Annotated in this window: 16 protein-coding genes and 1 pseudogene; 2 read left to right on the top strand and 15 right to left on the bottom strand. The window is 57.0% G+C overall.

Going from position 1 to position 20,986, the window contains the following annotated elements; genetic code table 11:
• Positions 1-49: 49 nt before the first annotated feature.
• The 12 genes and pseudogenes from BMI01S_RS27000 to nodB all read right to left on the bottom strand — a co-directional run bounded on the left by BMI01S_RS27000 (position 50) and on the right by nodB (position 14,874).
• Complete coding sequence (locus tag BMI01S_RS27000; RefSeq protein ID WP_028214784.1) at positions 50-3,094, bottom strand: efflux RND transporter permease subunit; 3,045 nt, start codon at positions 3,092-3,094, stop codon at positions 50-52.
• Between the two features lie 11 nt (positions 3,095-3,105).
• On the bottom strand, positions 3,106-4,257 hold the full coding sequence (locus tag BMI01S_RS26995) for an efflux RND transporter periplasmic adaptor subunit (protein WP_028232034.1): 1,152 nt from the start codon (positions 4,255-4,257) through the stop codon (positions 3,106-3,108).
• Positions 4,258-4,344: 87 nt separating this feature from the next.
• Positions 4,345-5,937, bottom strand: coding sequence for an efflux transporter outer membrane subunit (locus BMI01S_RS26990; protein ID WP_036021119.1), 1,593 nt, complete (start codon positions 5,935-5,937; stop codon positions 4,345-4,347).
• 113 nt (positions 5,938-6,050) lie between these two features.
• The gene (gene cysC, locus BMI01S_RS26985; protein ID WP_028214787.1) at positions 6,051-6,650 is read right to left on the bottom strand and encodes an adenylyl-sulfate kinase; all 600 of its coding nucleotides are present in this window, start codon (positions 6,648-6,650) and stop codon (positions 6,051-6,053) included.
• Between the two features lie 75 nt (positions 6,651-6,725).
• Positions 6,726-8,444 (bottom strand): nodulation protein NodU, encoded by a 1,719-nt coding sequence (nodU, locus tag BMI01S_RS26980; RefSeq protein WP_028214788.1) that lies wholly within the window; start codon positions 8,442-8,444, stop codon positions 6,726-6,728.
• Positions 8,445-8,452: 8 nt separating this feature from the next.
• Positions 8,453-9,088 carry a nodulation methyltransferase NodS gene (nodS, locus tag BMI01S_RS26975; protein WP_028214789.1) on the bottom strand — a complete coding sequence of 212 codons (636 nt, stop codon included), beginning with the start codon at positions 9,086-9,088 and terminating at the stop codon, positions 8,453-8,455.
• Positions 9,089-9,176: 88 nt separating this feature from the next.
• Positions 9,177-9,767 carry a NodA family N-acyltransferase gene (locus BMI01S_RS26970; RefSeq protein WP_028214790.1) on the bottom strand — a complete coding sequence of 197 codons (591 nt, stop codon included), beginning with the start codon at positions 9,765-9,767 and terminating at the stop codon, positions 9,177-9,179.
• A gap of 150 nt (positions 9,768-9,917) precedes the next feature.
• Entirely contained in the window at positions 9,918-10,712 is a 795-nt protein-coding gene (locus BMI01S_RS39410) for a sulfotransferase (RefSeq protein ID WP_051391160.1), read from the bottom strand.
• Between the two features lie 94 nt (positions 10,713-10,806).
• Entirely contained in the window at positions 10,807-11,595 is a 789-nt protein-coding gene (locus BMI01S_RS26955) for an ABC transporter permease (protein WP_028214793.1), read from the bottom strand.
• Between the two features lie 3 nt (positions 11,596-11,598).
• Positions 11,599-12,516 (bottom strand): annotated as a pseudogene (gene nodI / locus BMI01S_RS26950) (nodulation factor ABC transporter ATP-binding protein NodI); the annotation flags it as partial.
• Positions 12,517-12,585: 69 nt separating this feature from the next.
• The gene (nodC, locus tag BMI01S_RS26945; protein WP_042291076.1) at positions 12,586-13,818 is read right to left on the bottom strand and encodes a chitooligosaccharide synthase NodC; all 1,233 of its coding nucleotides are present in this window, start codon (positions 13,816-13,818) and stop codon (positions 12,586-12,588) included.
• A 411-nt stretch (positions 13,819-14,229) separates the two neighbouring features.
• Positions 14,230-14,874, bottom strand: coding sequence for a chitooligosaccharide deacetylase NodB (nodB, locus tag BMI01S_RS39405; protein WP_154671355.1), 645 nt, complete (start codon positions 14,872-14,874; stop codon positions 14,230-14,232).
• 269 nt (positions 14,875-15,143) lie between these two features.
• On the opposite strand from nodB, the gene BMI01S_RS26940 reads away from it, so the two are divergent.
• Positions 15,144-16,052, top strand: a complete 909-nt coding sequence (locus BMI01S_RS26940) for a LysR family transcriptional regulator (protein ID WP_028232036.1) — start codon at positions 15,144-15,146, stop codon at positions 16,050-16,052.
• A 21-nt stretch (positions 16,053-16,073) separates the two neighbouring features.
• Here the strand turns inward: BMI01S_RS26940 and BMI01S_RS26935 are convergent, their stop codons facing one another.
• The 3 genes from BMI01S_RS26935 to BMI01S_RS26925 are packed head-to-tail and all read right to left on the bottom strand — an operon-like array spanning position 16,074 to position 19,278.
• Positions 16,074-17,330, bottom strand: coding sequence for an ATP-grasp domain-containing protein (locus BMI01S_RS26935; RefSeq protein WP_036021133.1), 1,257 nt, complete (start codon positions 17,328-17,330; stop codon positions 16,074-16,076).
• 14 nt (positions 17,331-17,344) lie between these two features.
• Positions 17,345-18,568 (bottom strand): ATP-grasp domain-containing protein, encoded by a 1,224-nt coding sequence (locus tag BMI01S_RS26930; protein WP_028232037.1) that lies wholly within the window; start codon positions 18,566-18,568, stop codon positions 17,345-17,347.
• Positions 18,565-19,278, bottom strand: coding sequence for a hypothetical protein (locus tag BMI01S_RS26925; RefSeq protein WP_028214797.1), 714 nt, complete (start codon positions 19,276-19,278; stop codon positions 18,565-18,567). The genes BMI01S_RS26930 and BMI01S_RS26925 overlap by 4 nt, the downstream gene beginning before the upstream one ends.
• 457 nt (positions 19,279-19,735) lie before the next feature.
• On the opposite strand from BMI01S_RS26925, the gene BMI01S_RS26920 reads away from it, so the two are divergent.
• Positions 19,736-20,668, top strand: a complete 933-nt coding sequence (locus BMI01S_RS26920) for a LysR family transcriptional regulator (RefSeq protein WP_028214798.1) — start codon at positions 19,736-19,738, stop codon at positions 20,666-20,668.
• Positions 20,669-20,986 lie beyond the last annotated feature (318 nt).

Here is a 20,986-nt window from a genome sequence, read left to right as displayed (position 1 = left end):
GCGTATCTGGAATAGACGGATAGATCGCTAGCGAAGATCGATAACCAGGTCATGACTGGTCCTTTGGCGTCCCTTGATGATTCGCACCCAGCAACATATACATCGCCGGCACGACGAACAGTGTGAACGCAGTCCCGATCGACAGTCCGGTGAAGATCACCAAGCCTATTGCATTGCGACCTGCTGCGCCCGCGCCCGAGGCGACGACTAAGGGCAGTACGCCGAGCACCATGGCGACCGTCGTCATGAGGATCGGGCGCAGGCGTGCAGCTGCCGCTTCCTCCACGGCCTCTCGCTTGCCGCGGCCCACGCGTTGAAGCTGGTTCGCGAATTGCACGATAAGAATCCCATGTTTGCTAACGAGCCCCATGAGCGTGACAAGTCCAACCTGCGTATAAATGTTGAGCGTCGAAAAACCGGTATTGATGAAGACGAGAGCACCGAAGAGCGCCATTGGCACGGAGACCAAAATGACCAGGGCATCGCGGAAGCTTTCGAATTGGGCTGAAAGCGCAAGGAACACAATAATCGTCGCGAAGAGGAGCGTGACCAGGAAGTTACCAGACTCTTGCATGAACTGACGCGATAGCCCTGCGTAGTCGGTGTTGTAACCTGCCGGAGCTGCGTCGGTCGTGGATTTACGAAGGAAGTCGAGAACTTCCCCTTGGGAGACGCTCGGTGAGATCACAGCGGAGATCGTTGCCGCATTGAGTTGCTGGAACCGATTGATCGATTCGGGGACGACCGTTTGCTTCAGGTACGCAACCGTCGATGCCGGAATCATGCTGCCGTCCGGCGTGCGTAAGTAATAGTCGAGTACCTGTGACGGATTCAGTCGATCTATTTGCTGAACTTGCGGAATCACCTTGTATGAGCGGCCAGCGATCGAGAAGTAGTTTGCGTAATTACCGCCGAGCGCAGCGCCTAGCGCCTGTCCTACATCGCTTTGCGTGAGGCCGAGCGACGCTATCTTGTCGCGGTCAACCATGACGACGGTTTCAGGCTTGTCGATCCTTAGATCGCTATCGACAAAGAGAAACATGCCACTTTCACGCGCTTTTTGAAGCACGGTTTTCGTCACTTCGTCGAGATTCTCGAAGGGCTCAGTCGTGCTGATCACGAATTGCACGGGAAAACCTTGCGCGCCCGGCAAAGGCGGGAACTGGAACGCGGCGACGCGTGCACCAGCAATGCCATTCCATTTCTGCTGGAGCTCCTGTTGTAGCTCGGTTGCGCCTTTTTTCCGCTTGTCCCACGTCTTGAAGAGCACCCCGCCAAAACCCTGATTCATTGTTGGCAGGCCAGTCAACTGAAACATCTGGGCATACTCCGGGAAGCGCTTCGACATTTCGAATACCTGATCGGCGTATGTCTGCATTTGCTCGATTGTGGCATTAGGCGGTCCCTGGATCAGTGATAGCACGATGCCTTGGTCCTCCTGCGGCGCAAGCTCTGCTTGCGATGTCGAAAAGAGATACACGGTTCCGCATAGCAGCATGACGCCCATGACGACGAACACCGAAGATGTGTCGAGAGCCGCATGCAAGAGCCGCGAATAGCCAGCATGCACACGCTCGAACTGTCGATTGACGAAAACGGCGAAACGCCCGGACTCGTGCACATTCCGGAAAATGCGCGAGCACATCATCGGCGACAGCGTTAGCGCAATCAAGCCTGATACTGCGACGGCGCTCGCAAGGGTGAACGCAAATTCAGTGAACAGGGCGCCTGTCAGGCCGCCCTGGAAGCCGATAGGCAGATATGCGGCGATCAGCACGGCGGTCATAGCCAGAATCGGCCCACCAAGCTCGCGCGCGGCAGTTAGCGCAGCTTCCATGGGGGGCTTGCCTTCAGTCATGTGGCGGTCGACATTCTCGACGACGATGATCGCATCGTCGACCACGAGCCCAATCGCGAGCACCAGCGCGAGTAACGTCAACAGATTGATCGAGTAACCGAGCAACTGCATCATGAAGAAGGTGCCAATCAGCGACAGCGGCATCGCGACCACGGGCACGACGACGGCACGCAAACGGCCGAAGAAGACGAAGATGACGGCCGTGACAATCAGCAACGCCTCGACGAGCGTCTTCACTACTTCCTCAATCGCGCTGTTGATGAAGTCTGTCGCGTCGTAGACGATGTCGCCAGCCATCCCCGTCGGGAACTGCTTCTGCAGACCGGGAAACGCGGCTTTAACGCGTCTGGCCACATCGAGCACGTTTGCGTCAGGCGCCACCTTAATTCCGATAAACACAGAACGTTTGCCGCCAAACGCGACGCTGGAATCGTAATTGTCAGCGCCTAACACGACATTGGCGACGTCCTCGAGGCGCACTATCACGCCGTTCTTTTGTTTGACAGCCAGTTTCTGAAAGTCCTCCACCGAATGGAGGCCGGTACGCGCGTTTAGACTGACGCTGGTCATCTGGCCTTTTGTTGTGCCGAGCGTCGCGAGGTAGTTATTGTTGCCGAGCGCTGTGTAGACATCGGAAGCAGTAACATTGTGCGCTGCGAGCTTGATTGAATCGAGCCATGCGCGCAATGCGAACTGGCGACCGCCCAGTACTTCCGCGGTCTGCACGCCCGGAATGGAGTCGAGCTTCGGCTTAACGACGCGCAGCAGATAGTCGGTGACGTTGTTGGGCGGCAGCACGTCGCTGCAGAAGCCCATATACATCGCGTCGGTGGTCTGACCCACCTGCATCGTCAGCACGGGCTGCTGGGCCTCGCGAGGCAACTGGTTACGCACTGACGCTATCTGTGTATTGATCTCTGTGAGTGCGCGGTTCGGATCATAGTTCATGCGTAGCGTCGCGTTGATCGTCGACACGCCCGTGCTGCTTTTCGATGACATGTAGTCAATGCCCTGCACCTGTGCGATGGCGGCTTCAAGTGGCTGCGTGATAAACCCAGCCATTGTGTCGGCGCTCGCACCGTAATAGGAGGTGGTAAGCGTTACTACGCCCGTCTGGGTTTGAGGATATTCACTGACCTTCAGCGTGGAGAGGGAGCGCAAGCCTAGTACGAGGATTAGCAGGCTCAGCACTGACGCGAGGACGGGCCGGTTGAGAAAAATGTCGGTAAATTTCATCGGGCGGGCTCTCACTGTTCCTGAGGCGTCGGAGCAGGACTGTCCGCGGGCAGCACGCGATTATTGATGATGAGCGGTGTTCCGTTCTTCAGCTTGAGCTGACCGCTCGTGACAACCAGCGCGCCTTCGTGAAGACCCTTCAGGATTGCCACCTGATCGCCGCGCGTGGGTCCCGGCGTCACGAATACCTGTTGCGCCACCGGCATCGTCTCACCGCGCGCGTTCTTGTGGTCCCCCGGTCTAATGACGAATACGGTTGCACCGTACGCATTGTGCGCGATCGCTGTTTGCGGCAAGGTCAAATAGCGCTGCTCGCTACCTACATCGATCTTCACGTTCGCGTACATGCCGGGCAATAGCTTGCGCTCGCGGTTGTCCAAAACCGCTTCTATCTCGACGTTGCGCGTTGTGCTGTCCACGCGCGGATTGATCGCGCGGACTTGGCCACCGAAGCTGAGGGTGGCAAATGTGCTCGTATTTACAGCGACGCGCTGTCCCACCTCGAGTTGCCCCAGTTGCTCCTGGGGCAGGTGAAAGTCGACGTAAATGGGATCGATGGCTTGCAGGGTAACAATTGCATCCCCCGGGTTGATGTACTGGCCGGGATTAACGGTGGTGATTCCCACGCGTCCTGGGAAAGGTGCACGAATGGTTTTCTTGGCGACGAGGGCAGCTTGCTGTTCGACTTGCGCTCTTTTGCTCTTCAGTTCGGCTGTGTCGGCATCCAACTGCGCTTTTGAGATGGCCTGGATCTCATATTGTGCCATGTCGCGCGTGTAAACCGTTTGCGAAAGCTCCGCGGCGGCTTTTAACGATGCGAGCTGTGCACGGTCAGAGTCGTCGTTGAGGCGCAGGAGGACCTGTCCAGCTCTCACCTCCTCGCCGGAACTGAATGCGATCTCGCGCACGAGTCCTGCCACTTCCGTCGTCACGTCGACGCCGCGCGCAGCGCGCAGGCTGCCCGTGGCGGAAAGCTGTGGCTGCCAGGTCTGATAGCTGACCACAGCTGACGTGACGGTGGCACCGGCCAGGCCATCGCGCATCAGGAGCTTCTTGATCATATGCGCTTTGTAAAGATTGAAGCCGATCAGCATGCCGAGCAGACTGCCTACGCAGATCAGCATGATGATCATCCGCTTTGCTGTTGGTCTTTTCTTCGTCATCGTAGTGTCCTTGCACGGCAAAGTTACCGGGCACAAGCGTCTTTGACGCGGCGCCTGGGAAACGTATGTGGCGCGCGTCATGAGCATTCATTGGAAGCGGGGATGGTCGTTGGCATGCCCCTTCTCGTCATACGCCGTGTCATTCCACCAACCGCCACCGAGTGCTTGGAATAACGCGGCGGTATCTGAATAGCGAGTTGCCTGCGCCTGCGCGAGATTCACGACGGCCTGCTGATATTGGCGCTGTGCGTCGAGGAGCGACAGATAGCTGACTCCGCCGACTCGAAACTGTCCACGCGCCAGATTCAGTGAACTACGAGCCGCGCGCCAGGCTTCGGTTTGCGCGGCAAGAGCATCCGCGTCATGATCGAGTGCGCGCAATGTATCCGCAACATCTTCGAATGCGAGCAGCACGACTTGCCGATATCGCGCGTTGGCCTCGTCAAAGGCGGCCTCCGCCGCGCTTTTTTTTGCGCTTAACTGCCCACCATGAAATATTGGTTGCGTGAGTCCTGCGCCGATGTTCCAGATCATGTCCGCATACTTCAGCATGCCAGCCGGTGTTAAGGACTGCGGGCCGTAATTCGCAGAGAGGATCAGTTGTGGATAAAGGTTGGCCGTTGCGACACCGACCTCAGCGCTCGCCTGGTGGAGCACGGCATCGGCGGCCAAAATATCGGGCCGCTGACGGACCAGCGACGAAGGCAGACTGACCGGCAAGGTTTGTGGTAGCGTGAACATCGACAGCGTGAATTCGGACACACTTGTATCGCTCGGTAACCTGCCCGAAAGCACGGCAAGCTGGTGTCGAGTCCGATCAAGCGACTGCCGCAGCAGCGGTAGCGTCGCTCGTGTTTGCGCGACTAACGTTTCTTGCGCGAGCACGGCAGTCCGGTCCACGCCGCCAAACTCGAACTGCTTGCGCAAAACGTCAAGCTGCGCGTCCTCGTCTGCCACGATGTTTTCGGTCGCGCCAATCTGCTCGCGCAGCGACGCTTCCTTTACCGCCGCAGTGACGATGTTTGCCGACAGCGCGAGGTAGGCGCCTTGAAGCTGAAAGCGCTCAAAATCGACCTGCGCGCCCAGCGATTCGAGCTCGCGCCGTACACCACCAAACAGATCCATATCATAAGAAACACTTACTGATGCGTTGTATAGAGTCAGTATCTTGTTGACGTTGGGCTGCCCCAACGTCGCGCCATTCAGCTTTTCACGCATAGCGTTGAGCTTGGCGTCGATAGAGGGATAGAGGGCAGTGCCTGCTTGTGCGCGCAGATTCTCGGCGGCCTGGCGTAGCGCGGCACTGGCTGCTGCGATCGTTGGGCTGCTTTTAAGTGCTTCGCTTATCAGTGTGTTGAGCTGTTCACAGCGATAGAGCGTCCACCATTGAGCAGGCAGGTCGCCGCCGGCCGCGAACCGCTGCTCGAGACCCGCTGCACCTTGCGACGAAGCCGTGCGATCAGGTAAAGGCGTTGATGTGTAATTCTGTGTCGCGGGCGGCGCTGGCGTGTGGTATTCGGGGCCGACCGTGCAGCCGGCCAGCGGGCCGAGCAGTGAAAGCACTCCAGCGATTACTGCGGCACGCGTGACAAACCGGCCTGCCGTGCAGTGAAAAGCTACCGCGCACCATTGCGCATGCAAACGTGTACGACCGGAGCTGCAATGGACCTCGTCAATCATCTATCTACCTGGCTTGCGAGCGATGAGCGTTGTTAATTGTTGGATGAAGAACTTCCCCTGTTTCAACGGTGTTCCTGCGAAGCGCGCATGCAATCTACGAATGATCGCAACAGTCAGCGACTGCGGAGCCAATTCAGGACAATGTCGGCACCTTCGTCGATGGACTTGCGACATGTGTCAATGAAAACGTCCGGATCCGTCGGCTCCTCATACGGGGAGTCGATGCCGGTGAACCGCTGGATTGCGCCGCTCCTTGCGAGCCGATACAGCCCTTTAGGGTCACGTGCCTCCGCCGCAGCTAAACTCGCGTGAACATGGATTTCGGCGAAATTATGGCTGCCCGCCGTAGACCGGGCGAGTTCCCGATCGCGACGGAATGGCGAGATGAGGCACACCAACACTATGATGCCGGCGTCGGCCATTAATTTTGCGACCTCCGCGACGCGCCGTACGTTTTCGCGGCGGTCAGCATCGGCAAAGCCAAGGTCTCTGCAGAGACCGAGCCTGACGGAGTCGCCGTCAAGTATGTAGGTGAGTCGGCCAGCTGTATGGAGTCGAGCCTCTACCGTGTCGGCAATAGCCGACTTTCCCGCGGCTGATAGGCCGGTAAACCAGAGAATGGCCGGCGTTTGAAGAAGCAAACGTGCTCTCGCCTCCGGGGGAACCCGGAAGCCGTACGCATACAACGCTGAAGTGGAAGGCTCATTCGCCATACTTGCCTACTGAAATGGGTGCGGTCGGGGTAGGTGTGAGCTCACTTATCGGGGCCTTGCGGTAAAAAACCCAATTCATGCGGCCCCAAAAAATGCCAGCTCATTGACTGATGCCGAAATCTCATTTCTGCATGTCTTGGTAAATAGCTGGCCATTGCACCAAACATGTTCGACGCGTCCCCATTCACACGCCGACGCAGCATCGGGAAAAAAGCCTCGTCCGAGGTGATTGGCGCTGGTGTTGCACAGCAAGGGAAGGCCTGTCAGCTTCTCGTATTCGATCAGCAGTTGCGCCACGGGATGCCCGGATGACCTTGCAATGGTCTGCAATCGCGCAGAACCGTCGAGATGCACGACGGCAGGTATCTTGTCCCGCCATTCGTCGCGCGTTTGATGATCGAACAGCATGTAGGGATCGGGAGTGCCTGGGAGGAATACAGCACGCGCCCGGTCTTCAAGACATATGGGCGCCACAGGACGGAAATATTCCCGATGCTTGACATCGTTGAGAAGAGCCTTCATGTTCGGCGAAGTCGCAGCGGCGAGAATACTTCTCGCCCCAAGTGCTCGGGGGCCCAGCTCGGCGCGTCCGGCAAGGAAAACGACGGGTCTATTTTCGGCAAGTATTTGTGCGAGTTCAGCTAGGGAGCAAGGCGACGAAGACCAGCCGGGCACTCGCGTGCCAGTTTTAATTGCGGGGCCGCTATATACCGACCACTCTAAGGGCATGAAGCCCTCGTCCGCGGCTATTGCGCAGCATGCGGTGCCGATCGCCGAACCGCTGTCGTTCGGAAAGGGCGGAATCCAGGTAGCATCGAACAAGCCACTTGCGCGTAATGCACTGTTCCATTTGATATTGAGTCCGCATCCGCCTGATACGCACAGGTTACGCGGCCCAGGAATAGAATGGCGCCGCAGGGCCATTTCCATTTCGCGGACGAGTAGGCGCTCGAGGAAAATATGGAATGAGGCGAGTACGTCTTCGGGAGCTTTACCCTGCAGCTGCGGCGCGCATGCGTGGAAGAAATCGCGTATCGCTGCGAGCGATGTACTGGGAAGATGGAGATTCTTACGATAGTTTCGCGCAAGCACCGCGTCGCCTGCAAAGCGTTCCAGGTAAAGATGGCAAAATGTAGCAACGATGTCTTCGTCGACTGACCCCAGCGCGATATATGCCATTAGCTTGCCGGCCACCCCCAAGTCCCACTCTGCACCCGCCGCCTTTGTGTACGGCCCGAAATGATGTCCGGCCGCCGCATACATTTGACCGATGATGGGGAACAGTTGGTCAATGAGCCTCACGTCGTCGCGTCCCACATGGTACAGCCGTGGCACCATGCCGCCATCCCACACTAGGCAAAGCGCAGGTTCCCCACGTTGCGCGAACGGACTCGTGCAGTATGCGGCGGCGACGTGGCCGGACACGTGAGGGTAGCTCCTGTACCGATATGACTTTCCGCCGATCAACAGCCCAGTTCCGTCGACAGAAGCCAGAACATCGCCGTTTTTGCGTTCCGTATAGGGCCCACCCTCGAGGACGATTGAGGTGGCGCCGCTCAGCACCTGAAACTGCGACGTCACTTCACCGTCCCAGCCGTCAATCACAAATTCGTCAATGTCGTCTGTCCGTAGACCGTGCTCGGCTAATGCGGTTTCAATTGCATCGAGGTTGCGTATATCCTGATATCTCGGATTGTTGTCCCGCTTCTCCTGTTCGATGCAAAAAATGAGCTTTCCATCCTCGACAACAGCGATTGCTCCGTCGTGTGTCAGCTTGAGGCCACAGATGCGCATAATATCTTTCAACCTAGCGAGGGAAATCTGATTGAAGGGGAAATTGCGCTTCGCTTCTGGAAGCGTGCGAGCAGGCAATCCTCATTGGACGACTGGCCTACGCATTCGACTCGCTCAATCTCGATGAACTGTTCGTTTAGCATCTTCAGCACTGTTTCAGCACCAGCGATATGTCCCCAGCGTCGACAATTGGCGTCACGTGCTGAACCGAATATCAACTGGCCGTCAGGCGCGAGCACGCACGCCAGATTGCGGATAGCGTCTCGCACTTCTGCGATGTTGGCGAGATAGTAGAAAACCTCTGCGACTACGATCAGTTCGAACCGCTCTGCGCTGGAAAAGTGCTGGACATCTGCAACGATCCAGTTAACATTCGGCGGGTGATTTAGCCGCTTGCGTGTCCTCGCAAGCGCTTGCGGCATCACATCCATCACGGTGAGCCGCTCACAGTACGGCGCCAATTTCTCTGTGAACGCACCTCCCGCACATCCGACCTCAAGGGCATGGGCAACGGGGCCTTCAGAGAGTGATAACCGAAGCATGTGCATATGACGCTCATGCTCGAACGGATTAGTGTCCAGTTGCCACGGGTCGTCCGCATCCAACTCCCGACGCAACAAGTCGAAATTCGCTACGTTTTTCAATTTTGTTTACCTGAGGAGTGCGCGTTCACATGTCATTGCAGGCTCAGATTGAGCCGCTGGTCGTGTGTCCGGTGCAGATGCAGGAGAGTCATAGCTCAGGGCCATTGCGTTCGATTTCGGTCCCGTGCGGCCACTCACTCATAGCTCTATCAATCGGCATAATCACTGCCAGTACATCCTCTACACGTGTTGCCGGCAAATCGAGGTGAACGTTGGGGAGCGTTGAACGGACGCGAACCCCAGACACGACCGTTCCAATTCCATGTCGACATAACCTTGTGACGTGGTTCTTCAAGGCATAGCGGACGGTGCCGAATGCGAATGGCACGCGAAGCTCCTGCAATACAGGATACATCGCGCGAATTGATTGGCTGATTCCGAGCCCCTCGAGGTCTGGCCGCACTCCATACAAACCCAGTTCCGCCACCAGCACGTCGGTTGTGCCAACCTTGATGAAGCGGCGCAACGAACCCATGTGCGCCGCTACACCTTGCGAATCGTAGGCAATGGCGCGGAGTTCGGGCCTCGCCCCGGCCCAACTTCGACCGCCGTCGAATGGCTTTGCGTTGAACGATCCGGTTGGACCATACGTTGTCCGGAAGAACTGGGCCAATTCGAGATGATCGGAAAGCTGGAGCTCATTTTCCCAGCACAGTTTCCACTGCACCTTTGAGGACATGGAAAGTCACCTTTTTCAGTTGCGTTCACGCGCAACCCGTGGCGTGCGTTTACCAAGAAGGCGGAAGCGTCGCATTCGGGATGTTCGCAAAGATCGTAAAATTACCCTTTAGATGGCAGAATGGCTAGATGGGTAGCTTTTGTGCTAATTCTAAGGAAATGAACCCGGGCCTCCATGGATCATGCGATCCCGAGAAAGTCCATCTCTCGTTTTTTCAAAAAATCTCTCATATTGCCCACCACTGAAGTGACCTTTCAACTCGTCGAAGTTGAGTACGGTCTGCTCCAGAGGTCGGACTTCCTGCCTTTGAAGAGCCGTCCTTGGAGAGCAAGGGTGCACGGAAATTCCAAGGAATGTCTGCACCGCCTCCATGCATTCGGCGGGGTCATGGAGGAGGTTTTCATACTCTATTGAAAGAAGATTCTCTGGCGCAAAAGAGTCGACGACTTGACGATGAAAATCGTCTGCAGCTTTGAAGTAGGCTTCGCATAATTCAATAGTCAACGCGACTTGCGGGGGCGGAGCCGACCCATTGTCCGACCCGTACTTGAGCCATTCACCACTTTGTCTCGCTTGCACCAGCGATCGCAGCGATTCCAGCGTATTCCTACGGACCACAAGCATCGCTTTCAGGCGCGGCCACTGTGCCAATTGATCAAAGAATCCGGTGCGTTCCAGAAACTGCGGTTGATTGATCTTACAACCGATATGCGTGGCGTGCGCCTTTCCCTTTCGGACCGGATAGCGGAGATAAGCCAGTTCGAGAATTTCGCGATTGCTGTACTTCAGCCGGTTGTCAGGCCAATTGGTGTCGTAGGTGTTGAGCAATTCGCCGTTGCTCAAGACGTTTGGATGAGCATTCAGCAGTTCTTCCAGATAGTGGGTGCCGGTTCTGGGCATCCCGAGAATCACGAATGGCTGAGTTGTCGGCATGAAGTGGGTCATGGCGTGAATTTCATTAGGTTGAAAGCGGCGGTTCGGATGTAGCCCATTCCGATGCTTATCACAAGACTGCTGCTGAGGCGGAACGTCGTCAGCATCAAGACATCAGGCGGCGGCGGACCAGTGTCGCCGACAGGAAAAACGGCAGTATTGTGTAGACACAAAGCACGGCCAGATGCAGCCCCATGCCGCCGACCGGACGTACAAGCATCGTCGGGCGGATCAATTCGACGGAGTGGGCAAGCGGCAGGAACTGTGCAAGGAATTGAAGCGCCCGAGGCAGTTGGCCCACAGGGAAGACGACGCCACTCAGGAACAACATGGGAGTAAGCACAAGCGTCTGGTAGAAGACAAAATAGTCATAACTCGGTGCGATCGCGACGAGTACCATTGCTACGCTCGCGAAAGCGAGGCCAGTTAGAAAAACGATAGGGATCACAGATACGATGCTCGAAAGCCGTGCGTAACCGAGCATCGCCGCAACCACCATCACGGCGGAGCCCGCGAGAAGGGCCTTTGTAGCGGCCCATGCCAGTTCGCCAAGAATGACATCCCCAATGGTGAGTTGGGTGCAGAGCACGGCTTCCCACATGCGCTGAACGTGCATGCGAGCGAAGGCAGCGTAAATCGTTTCGAAAGTCGCCGCGGTCATGGCGCTTGTCGCAACCATTCCGGCAGCCAGGAACGCAACGTAAGGAGTGCCGTCGATGTGACCTATCATTATTCCGACGCCGAAGCCGAGACCAAAGAGGTACATCATCGGGTCGGCCAAGTTGCCGAGAAGGGAGATAAGCGCCGCTTTTCTCCACGCCAGATAGTTACGCCGCCATACTGTGCGCCAGTTCCAGGCGTTTCCGGGCAGGGCAATCATAAACACTTCGCGCATTATTCAATCCTTCATTTCGCGTCCGGTCAGCCGAAGAAAAACGTCCTCCAGATTCGCCGGACGCTGCACAATACGCAGACCCGTATGCTCGCGCAGTCGCGTGCATACCAGTTGCGGATCGGCCGTGTAGCAGAACAGTGCATCACCGCTTACCTCCGTACGCTGCGCAAACGGAATCAGCAGCGCCTTGAGTTCATGAGGCTTGCCGCCGTATATCTCGAGAACGTGACTTCCAATCTGCTCTTCGATTAATGCATCAGGCGCACCCTCGGCAATGCTGCGTCCTCCGTCGATTACACATAGCCGATCGCACAAGCGCTCTGCCTCTTCCATGAAATGCGTAGTCAGAAGAATTGTTTTGCCGCGCGCGAGTAAGCAGCGCAAACGATCCCAGATGAGGTGGCGCGCATGCGGATCTAGTCCAGTCGCTGGTTCATCCATGACAAGAAGTTGCGGATCGTTGATGAGCGCGCGTGCAATGGTTAGGCGGCGCTTCATACCGCCCGATAACTCGGTCACGCGTGCGTGAGCCCTGTCCGCGAGATGTGCGAAATCCAGCAGGGATGGGACCACCGCATCGATTTCGCCTCTGCTCATCCCAAAGTAGCGCCCGAAGACCTCCAGGTTCTCGCTCACACTAAATCCTGGTTCTAGGTTGTCGAACTGCGGAACGACACCAATCCGCCTGCGCGCCAGGCGTGCCCGCGCCGGCACCGGTTCTCCCAGGACGGTAATCTCGCCTGCGTCAGGCAGTGCCATACCCAGTATCATTCGAGTGGTAGTGCTTTTGCCGGCACCATTAGGCCCGAGCAGACCGAAGCACTCGCCGGGCTCTACGCGGAAGGACAATCCGTCGACGGCGAGCTTGCCGCCGTAGGATTTCTTCACGTGGGTGAACGTGATCGTTGCATTAGACATAGAGCCAGAATTGGATACAGACCATCAGCGTTTGAGGAAGATTCCGTGGCGAGCGCGGGAGGCTACGCATTACTAGCTCTTGTGAACATGGTGCTCACCTTGGTCTTGGACGGGAGAACTGCGAGAAAGCCACTCACTGTTATCCAGAGTACAAAGAGCATATGCTTTCACAGGAAGCAGGAGTAAAAGGTTTATGAGTGTGTGCACCGAGAATCCGAGAAATCGAAGCTCGCGAGCGCGGATGGCAGCAACGGAGCAGCGGACCATCGTCATTGAAGCAATGACGAAGCACGCCTGCCACGGAGCTGTGGCTGTGAGCACGATTTGCAGAAAGCCTGAAATCATTGAAATGGCGAGCAACAGAGAGCCAATGTTCTGCGCTATCACATCAAGAGTCAGGTAGCGATCAAGACGAGGCAAAAGGCGAAGCGCCAGCAGCGTGTCGCGATAGGTGCTGCGCGCCCAGCGCAATTGCTGCCGGAGGTACGGTCGCAGCGTATCCGGAACCACCGTAGCGGCCACTGCATCTCGAACGTACTCCGTTCGATAGCCCGCCGCGAGCATGAGAATTGTCAGATGGCGGTCTTCGCCGAAGTCGCTGCGCTTGCCCCTAAACATTTGAGTTTCGTACTGGTCCAGCAGCAGGAGAAGCGCTGTGCGCCGGTATATCGCACACGGTCCGCAGCAGCACATCACAGCACCAAAGCGCGCCTGAGCTGCGCGCTCCTCGTTGCACGCAAGCCAGTATTCCATATCGATCAGGCGGGTCAGCCACGTGTCGCTGCGATTGCTGGCTATCAACTGGCCCATGGCCGCGCCGACCGTTGCGTCGCTCATTGTCAGCACGAGTTTCTTTACTGCGTCCGGCGCCAGAGTGGTGTCCGAGTCTACGTTAAGTATGAGTTCCGAGGACGAAGAACGTATTGCGGCGATTTGCGCTTTACGCTTTCCCACATTCTCTGGAAGAAGGAGGAAGTTGAATCTAGGATCATGCTCGTGCTCGCGATACACGACGTTCAACGCATCGCGGTTGGCGGATCCATCATCGACCACGTGAACCCTGATGGCGCCCGCGTAGTTCTGGGCGCCAATCGAGTCGAGACACGCTCGCAGCGTTTCGGGGTTTTCGTTAAAGCACGGGACGATGACGTCGATGTCAGGCAAATACTCGGTGTTGACTACGTTGACGCATGAAGGTGGGCCGCTAGTCGGAAGAGTGTGAAGTACCTGCGCGCTTTTATAGATGGCCGAAAGTGACGCATATAATAGGACAGATGTCGTGTTGATTGCGGCAGGAATGTTCATCGGGGTCAGTGTGCCAGGAGACGTTGGGATTCTCAGTACAGGCCTGACGTGAGCGATGGCGCGGGAGTCAGGCGCGGAAATACCTTACAGGGTCACGCACGATTCGAGGGGCAAGTGTTCTCGTGCCTATAGAGTTTGGAAAGACGCTGTTTGGCGTACAAGAAAAATGTCCATTGACGCACCTCATAGTACCGAGGTCGTCCAGAACACTACCATCGGCGTCGGCTGAAAGTCAGATCAGCCAATGCCTGCATCGGGGTCAGCATTTCCTTAGTCCTAGCCGTGATCGCCAGCGCGCAGACGGCGCGCATACCTGAATCTATTGGTGAGACGTTTCTAATGGAGCATCTCGTCTACTTGCCGATCAGCTCGGGGTCAGAGATTCCCATTAAGCGGGATATTCCGTTTAACTTACGGAAGCGAACTGATAACGAAGCCCATTTCCTTCAAACGTGGAATCAGGCGTGATAGTGCGATGACAGTCTGCTCGCGCGAAGCATCGTGATCATGTAAGTCGCACTCGTCGGGAGGAGACCCGTCGTGCAGCAGTACGATCGAGCCGGGCAGCACCGATGTCAGTACGGAATCGACAATCGCTTCGGCTCCCGGACTCGACCAGTCTCGTGGATCTACCGACCAGTGGAGTGACATTAGTCCCGCTTTCATGGATTCGGCTATAACTTCGTCCGTCCATTTTCCATACGGCGCTCGCATGTATCGCACGGCTGCCGCTGGGCAAGCACGCTGGATAAGCGAGTTCGCTTCTGCTATTTCGTGCCGTATCTGATCCGGCTCGCATTTCGACAAGTCCCGATGGGAAAGACTGTGATTCGCGACATCGTGGCCTTCCGAAACCATGCGCTGGATCAGTTCCGGATACTCAGCCGCGTAGGCACCGACTACACAGAAGGTCGCCGGTACTTGGTGCCACGCCAGCAGATCTAGTACTTTCGGCGTCCATATCGGGTGTGGTCCGTCGTCAAAGGTAAGGTAAACCTTACGACACTCACCCTTACGGTCACGCACGTTTAGCACTTCCGAAATAAATTGCGGCATTTCACAATCGCAGAGTCTTCTCATAGTCTTTCACTCATCTTTGGATGAGTCACCGTTTACCCAGGGACCAGCCCCAGTCGCAACCGCGAAATGCCACGTAGCAGATCAATATCTGGGAATTGATGTCGAGCCTTGTTCAGTAGAACGACGGGATTGGTCATATTTATGACTTGCATGTCAAGCTGAATTGCCGTAACTTTGCGGTGCCTCAATTAATTTGTACAATCGATTGTTTCGATATGTGTCATCCACAAAGCGGATAATTAAAGATGCGTTTCAAAGGCCTCGATCTGAATCTTCTCGTCGCGTTGGACGCATTGATGGCTAAGCGTAACGTCACGCTTGCGGCACGCGATATCAATTTGAGCCAACCTGCCATGAGCGCCGCGGTGTCGCGGTTACGAGACTATTTTCGCGACGACCTCTTTGTGATGAGAGGGCGAGAATTCGTGCCCACATCACGAGCGGTAGAGCTTGCCGGACCGGTGCGGGAGGCTCTATCGCATATCCAGCTTTCCATCATCTCGCGCGACGTTTTCCAGCCGGCAAAATCGGATCGCCGGTTCAGGGTCTGCCTCTCTGATTTCATGACGCTCGTCTATTTCCAGAAGGTCATTAAGCGCGTTGCACGCGAGGCTCCGGCGGTCAGTTTCGAACTGCTTTTCCCAGACGACGAGCCTGGGGATTTGCTGCGGCGTGGCGACGCCGATTTCTTGATTCTGCCTGATCTATTCCTGCGGGATACTCACCCGAAAGCGCCGCTCTTCGATGAGAAACTGGTGTGTGTCGGCTGTCCTGCCAACAAGCAGTTGTCGGAGCAGATTTCGCTCGACCGGTACATGTCACTGGGACATGTGACGGTGAGGTTCGGGCGGGCACGCAGGCCTTCAATCGAAGAGTTTTTCCTACTGGACCTCGGTCTCAAACGGCGTGAAGAGGTCGTCGTTCCGACCTTTCACCTTATTCCGTCCGTGCTATCGGGTACTGGTCGCGTTGCGACGATCCCTCTGAGGCTGGCCAGGCATCTCGGGGAGGCCTCTGCTCTGCGGATCGCCGAAGTACCGCTTCCGCTTTCCACTTTCACTGAGGCGATCCAATGGCCTGCGCTGCATAACGGTGATCCTGCAAGTATCTGGATGCGCGAGCTATTGCTGGAGGAGGCGAAAAGTCTTACTTAGCGTGACGCGTCACGTGTACGGCTAGTCGGTGAGCGCCGCGTTCTCCGCCAGCGTGTAGCGAAAATCGCGCAACGTCGCACGAATTGCCTTGTCGATTTCTTCCTCAGATGCGCCGCGATAGCGGAAGCGTGCGAGGATGTTGCCAGTGCGGCTGGAACCGTTGAATACGTGACGTCTCGCCGGGAAGACAGCTTCGTAAAGCCCCGGGATAGCGTGCGGTAATTGTGCGTCGAGGAATATCTTGCCGACTGGCTCTGGCAACATCAGGAATCCCCCGCGTGTGGACGAGGTTGACGCGATTGACGCCGCCTGCGCCCGTGCGGCGAACCGCGCCTCGTCACCTGATTGGTGGGTGACCCAGAGGTCGAAGAGGTCGACGCCGTACAATTCATGGAAAAGAAAGGGGATTTCCCCACTGCCGACACGGGCACCGACTTCCAGAAAATAGAATCCGTCGCAAGCTCCGATTATCTCAAGATGAAACGGTCCGTTACTCAGGGCGAGCGCTCGCAGGCATGCGGCCGCGAATTCAAGCACCGCATCATTGAGCGGTCCCGGGTCGAGCATCACCGAGCCAAGGGGTTTTCCTTGTGCAAACTGAAGACGGGTGTTGATGTAGCGGGACACGCGCACAATTACCCATGTGCCGTCGCGCATGAAGCCGTCAACGTGATAGACGGACCCTTCGATGTACTCCTCGCACTCGTACTCAACTAGCGGTAGTGTCGGCCACAGCATATCCAACCTGGCACGCGTGTCGATGCGCCGTACGCCTAGGCTTGCTGCGGCGGTACGTGGCTTTACAATGATCGGAAAGCGCATCACAGGTGGCGAATTCACATTCGCAAAAGCCACATCTTCCAACGCTGCAACGCGCGGCACCCGCAGGCCCGCGGCAGCAACGGTATGCTTCATAGCGGCCTTGTCGCGAAAGCGCACGACGGTATCGGGAAGATCGCCGGGAATATTGAACGAATTGCGGAGTCGAGCGGCCTTCAGAAGATCGAATTCGGACAATGCGATCAGCCTGTCGATGCCGCCGAGCGCCTCATGACAGGAGCTCATGGCCTTATGCAGTGCATCTTCGTCAAGGATGTCAGATAGCTCTTCGACGTGCGCGGTTTGAGAGGCGTCGAGCGCGGCCGCGCCGTTCGGCGTGCAGATATAAGCGACGTTATTCGCCGCATGATCGATGTAGCGATGGTAGGCTGCGAAGCCGTCGGACCAACGGTGAAGCACGACTATACGGCTACGCGGGGCGGGGTAGTTGGTTGTCATGAGGTGCAAACCGCTCAAATATCGTTATATGCGCGACGGGATCCGAGCGTTCTCAGCGCTTCGGCAAGCCGCAAATCAAGTGTCGGGCGATCGGGCGCGGTGAACAACACATGCCCGAGACGGCCGCTCGTCGCCGGTCGTTGTGGCACTGTGCCGCCGATATGGGAATGGACCTCCACCTCCTGGAAATCCGGTATGGCGCGAACGCGTTCGACGGCGGGCGCGTCGCCTACCGGTGCGAAGAACCGTACGCCGCTAACACACACGGCAGGTTTTGCATCGGCGTCGGGGGCTGGCTCAGGATCGCCGAGGTGGCTGCGTATCGCTATTTCCGCCAGAGAGATTGACCTGCTGAGTTCGATCAGCTGATAGGTGCGATCACCTCGGAGGCAGGCCGCGATCTTGATCAGCACCGGACCGTCGCGCGTTATACGCACTTTGGCGTGGAAAACACCGAGGGTCAGTCCAATCTGCGCGGCGGCGCGCTCGACGTAAGCGACGAGCGCGGCTCCCTGGTCCGATGCCAATGAGGCTTCGACATAGTGGCCCATTTTTGCGAAGTTCTGCTTTGCGCCCGAGAGATTTTCGGTTACGGCGACGACGCGGGGTCCGTGCTTCCTACTGACGTAGCCTTCGAGGTAGTACTCTGGGCCCTCGAGATACTGTTCAAGGAGCAACGCGTTGCCGGCCTTAGGGCCGATAGCAACAACGCCGTGATGCATGGCGCACTTGACCGCAAGTTGCAATTGGGAAAGAGAGTTGACGTACGTCGCAGGCATGCCGCCGCCGCGGACAGGCTTAAGGACGGCCGGAAAGCCTACGTGTAAAGCGGCTGTCATGACGTCGCGACGATGTGCGATGAGGGCGAACACAGGAACCGCCAGTCCGGCGGCGGCGAGATGCATGCGGCTGCGGTATTTGTCGCGCGTGAGTGCGGCCGCTTCCGGCTGCAAATGTGGAAGACCGAGGAGCGCCGCCGATTCAGCTGCGACGCCTGTTGCGCATTCGCAACCGGGTACGATCGCATCGACGCCGATGGCGCATGCGGCGACCGCCACGGCGTTCGGGGAGTCAGTGTCTACCACCGTGTACGGCACCATAGCGGCCTGCAGTTCGCATGACAGGGAGCGGGCATCGCGGTTGGCCAAAAACACGTGGGTGGCCATGCCAAGGCGCACAGCTGAGGCGACAAGTGCGGCACCGGACGACTGCGGCTCAATCACGATGATGGCGGTCATTTGAATGCTGCCTGTTCAGTGCCGGTCTCCGGCCCGGGCAGGGTCGCGACACGCAACTCTTCAAAATACTCGTGAATCATTCCGACAATGTTGTTCAAATAGATTTCTGCTTTCCCCATTCCGCCCGAGCCGCCGATCGCCAGTCTCAGAGCGATCCATGTGGAGTCTTCGAGGCTGCGCGATTCGGCATACTCAATGTGGCTGAGCGTACCTTTTACGTGATCGTGCCCGAATGCGCGCGCGGCTGATTCCGCGATGACCTTGTTATAGCGGCCCGAATACCACGCCTGCAACCAGTTCCAGAGCATCGTAGGGAGCGGGCCATCGCGGACGATGCTTAGGTAGAGATATCCGATTAGCTTGTCGGTGCTATTGAATGGTCTAATGCTGTCCACGCTCGCTGCGGTAAGGCCGAACCTCTCGATGTCATGCAGTAGATGGCATTCTTGCCCATATTCTTGCGCGAGGTGCTGCGCGAGCATCTGCGCGAGCGAGTTATCCTTGCAGCCGATTTTGTATAGCGCGAATGCGCCTACCTCGTTGTTGAGGCGGATGCGTAACACGGTTTCGACGAGATGGCGGCGATAGTACTCACTGTCGATCCAGTCGCCTCTGTGGAAGGCAGCGGTTTCCGGCGAAACCGCGAGGATCTGGTCCATGGTGTACTGGGCAAGCTCTTCGAAGCGAACCCGATCGTTGGGTGTATTCATGTGATCTCCGGGTAAGATGAGAACGAGCGAACGCGGCGCGCTGGGTTGCGAGTCGGCGGCGAATGAACCGGAGACACGAACTGCTTGTCCTACGAGGCCATGGTGGCTCTCTCGGATTGCGAAAATCTCCACGATTGGCCTCTGAACTGTGCACCGGTCGTCGTGCGACGAGTATGCGTTGAAGGCCCCCGCGCTTGGGTGGCCCGAAATTGGGTCGCTCTTTGCAGAGCGGTGCGCTTTGGCAAACCCCATCGCATCGAAATGATTTCTGTCAACCGACAACTGACCAAATCGTTTCCTTAAACACAGCGAATGCTTTTGGCAACCCGTATCTAGGCCTCATTCTCATTCGTTTTTTTGCGCACCCGTACTCTCTATGTGGGCGACGGAAGGATACTAACCGCAGCTGTATGCGTGGTATAAGCTGATAATGTTTATGTTTGCATGAGGGAAATTGATGATTCGCGATCTCGACAGCACGCTACTGCGTACGTTCGTGACAGTAGTGGAAGCCGGCAGTGTGAGCAATGCTGCCATGGAGCTCCATCGTACACAGGCTGCCGTCAGCATGGCCCTTCGGCGGCTCGAAGACGAAGTCGGTCAGCGCCTCCTTGAACGTTCACCGCGCGGCGTGAAGCCGACCTCTGCGGGCAGCGTTCTGTTGCCCTATGCACACAAGTTGCTCGAAATCGGCCTTGCGGCCCGTTCCGCCCTTACTTCGGGTGAAGTTGCGGGTACCGTGAAGATCGGAATTCCCGAGGACATCGCCATGAGTCACCTCCGCCATGCATTGCGGCAATTTTCGACATTGTTTCCTGATGTGGCCTTGGAGATTGTCGTTGATGCGAGTCCGGTCCTATCGCAGCGGCTCATTAGCAACACGCTGGATTTCGCGATTGGTGATCCCGCCCTGATCCCCGTGGAACCGCTCGTCACCTGGCGACATCCTCTTCGCTGGGCGACCGCGCGCACGCGCAATGCCGATCTCGGAGACGGCCCGCTGCCGATTGTTGCATTCGGCGGTGCATGCCGGTGGCAGGAGAGTTATTTTGCCACGTTGCTTGAGGCAGGTATCCCTTGGCGCGTGGCCTGCAAAAGCACGAGCCTCTCTGCGGTTCAGTCAGCCGTTGAGGCCGGGCTCGGCGTCGCGCTACTTCTGGACTGGCAGGTGCGCCGCGATACGATGCGTGCGATCGATCCCCGCGCAGTAGGGTTGCCGTTGCCGCCGGTGGCGGAATTCGGTCTCTTTAGTCCTGGGCGTTTAGAAGACCGCTCGTCTGCGGTCAACGCACTTCAGCGTTTTCTCTTCCGTTCGCTGCAACTGAGTACTGTCGGAGACGGTGCGCACGACGGAGCGTCAGCAGGCTTGCCACTACCTGGTTCCAACTGATGGGCGTCTGAGGCAAAACGCGTCGAAGGGCCGAACATCGGCGCGTCAAATGGAGATGCAGACGATAAAACGTCCTGTCTTTTGAGTCGAGCATTAAGCTACGCGACGTAAACTCTAATTCACGCGTAGTCATGCTACTTCGTCATAAATCAAGTACGACTCGTACATTTAAAAATAGTCTGCAGCGTAAACCTAATTTTGTCGTAAAACCTACGTCTTTTTTCGGTAGTATCCCATCTGCGCACAAAGATGCATCGTGTCTTTTGTCGCATCTCCGACACCGCGACTGCGATTGTGTCGTCTTTGTCTCATTTGTCG

The sequence above is a fragment of the Paraburkholderia mimosarum LMG 23256 = NBRC 106338 genome (genome assembly GCF_000739815.1).
GTDB lineage: Bacteria > Pseudomonadota > Gammaproteobacteria > Burkholderiales > Burkholderiaceae > Paraburkholderia > Paraburkholderia mimosarum.
The sequence above is the reverse complement of the archived record's forward strand: the minus strand, read 5'-3'. Positions and strand labels throughout refer to the sequence as shown.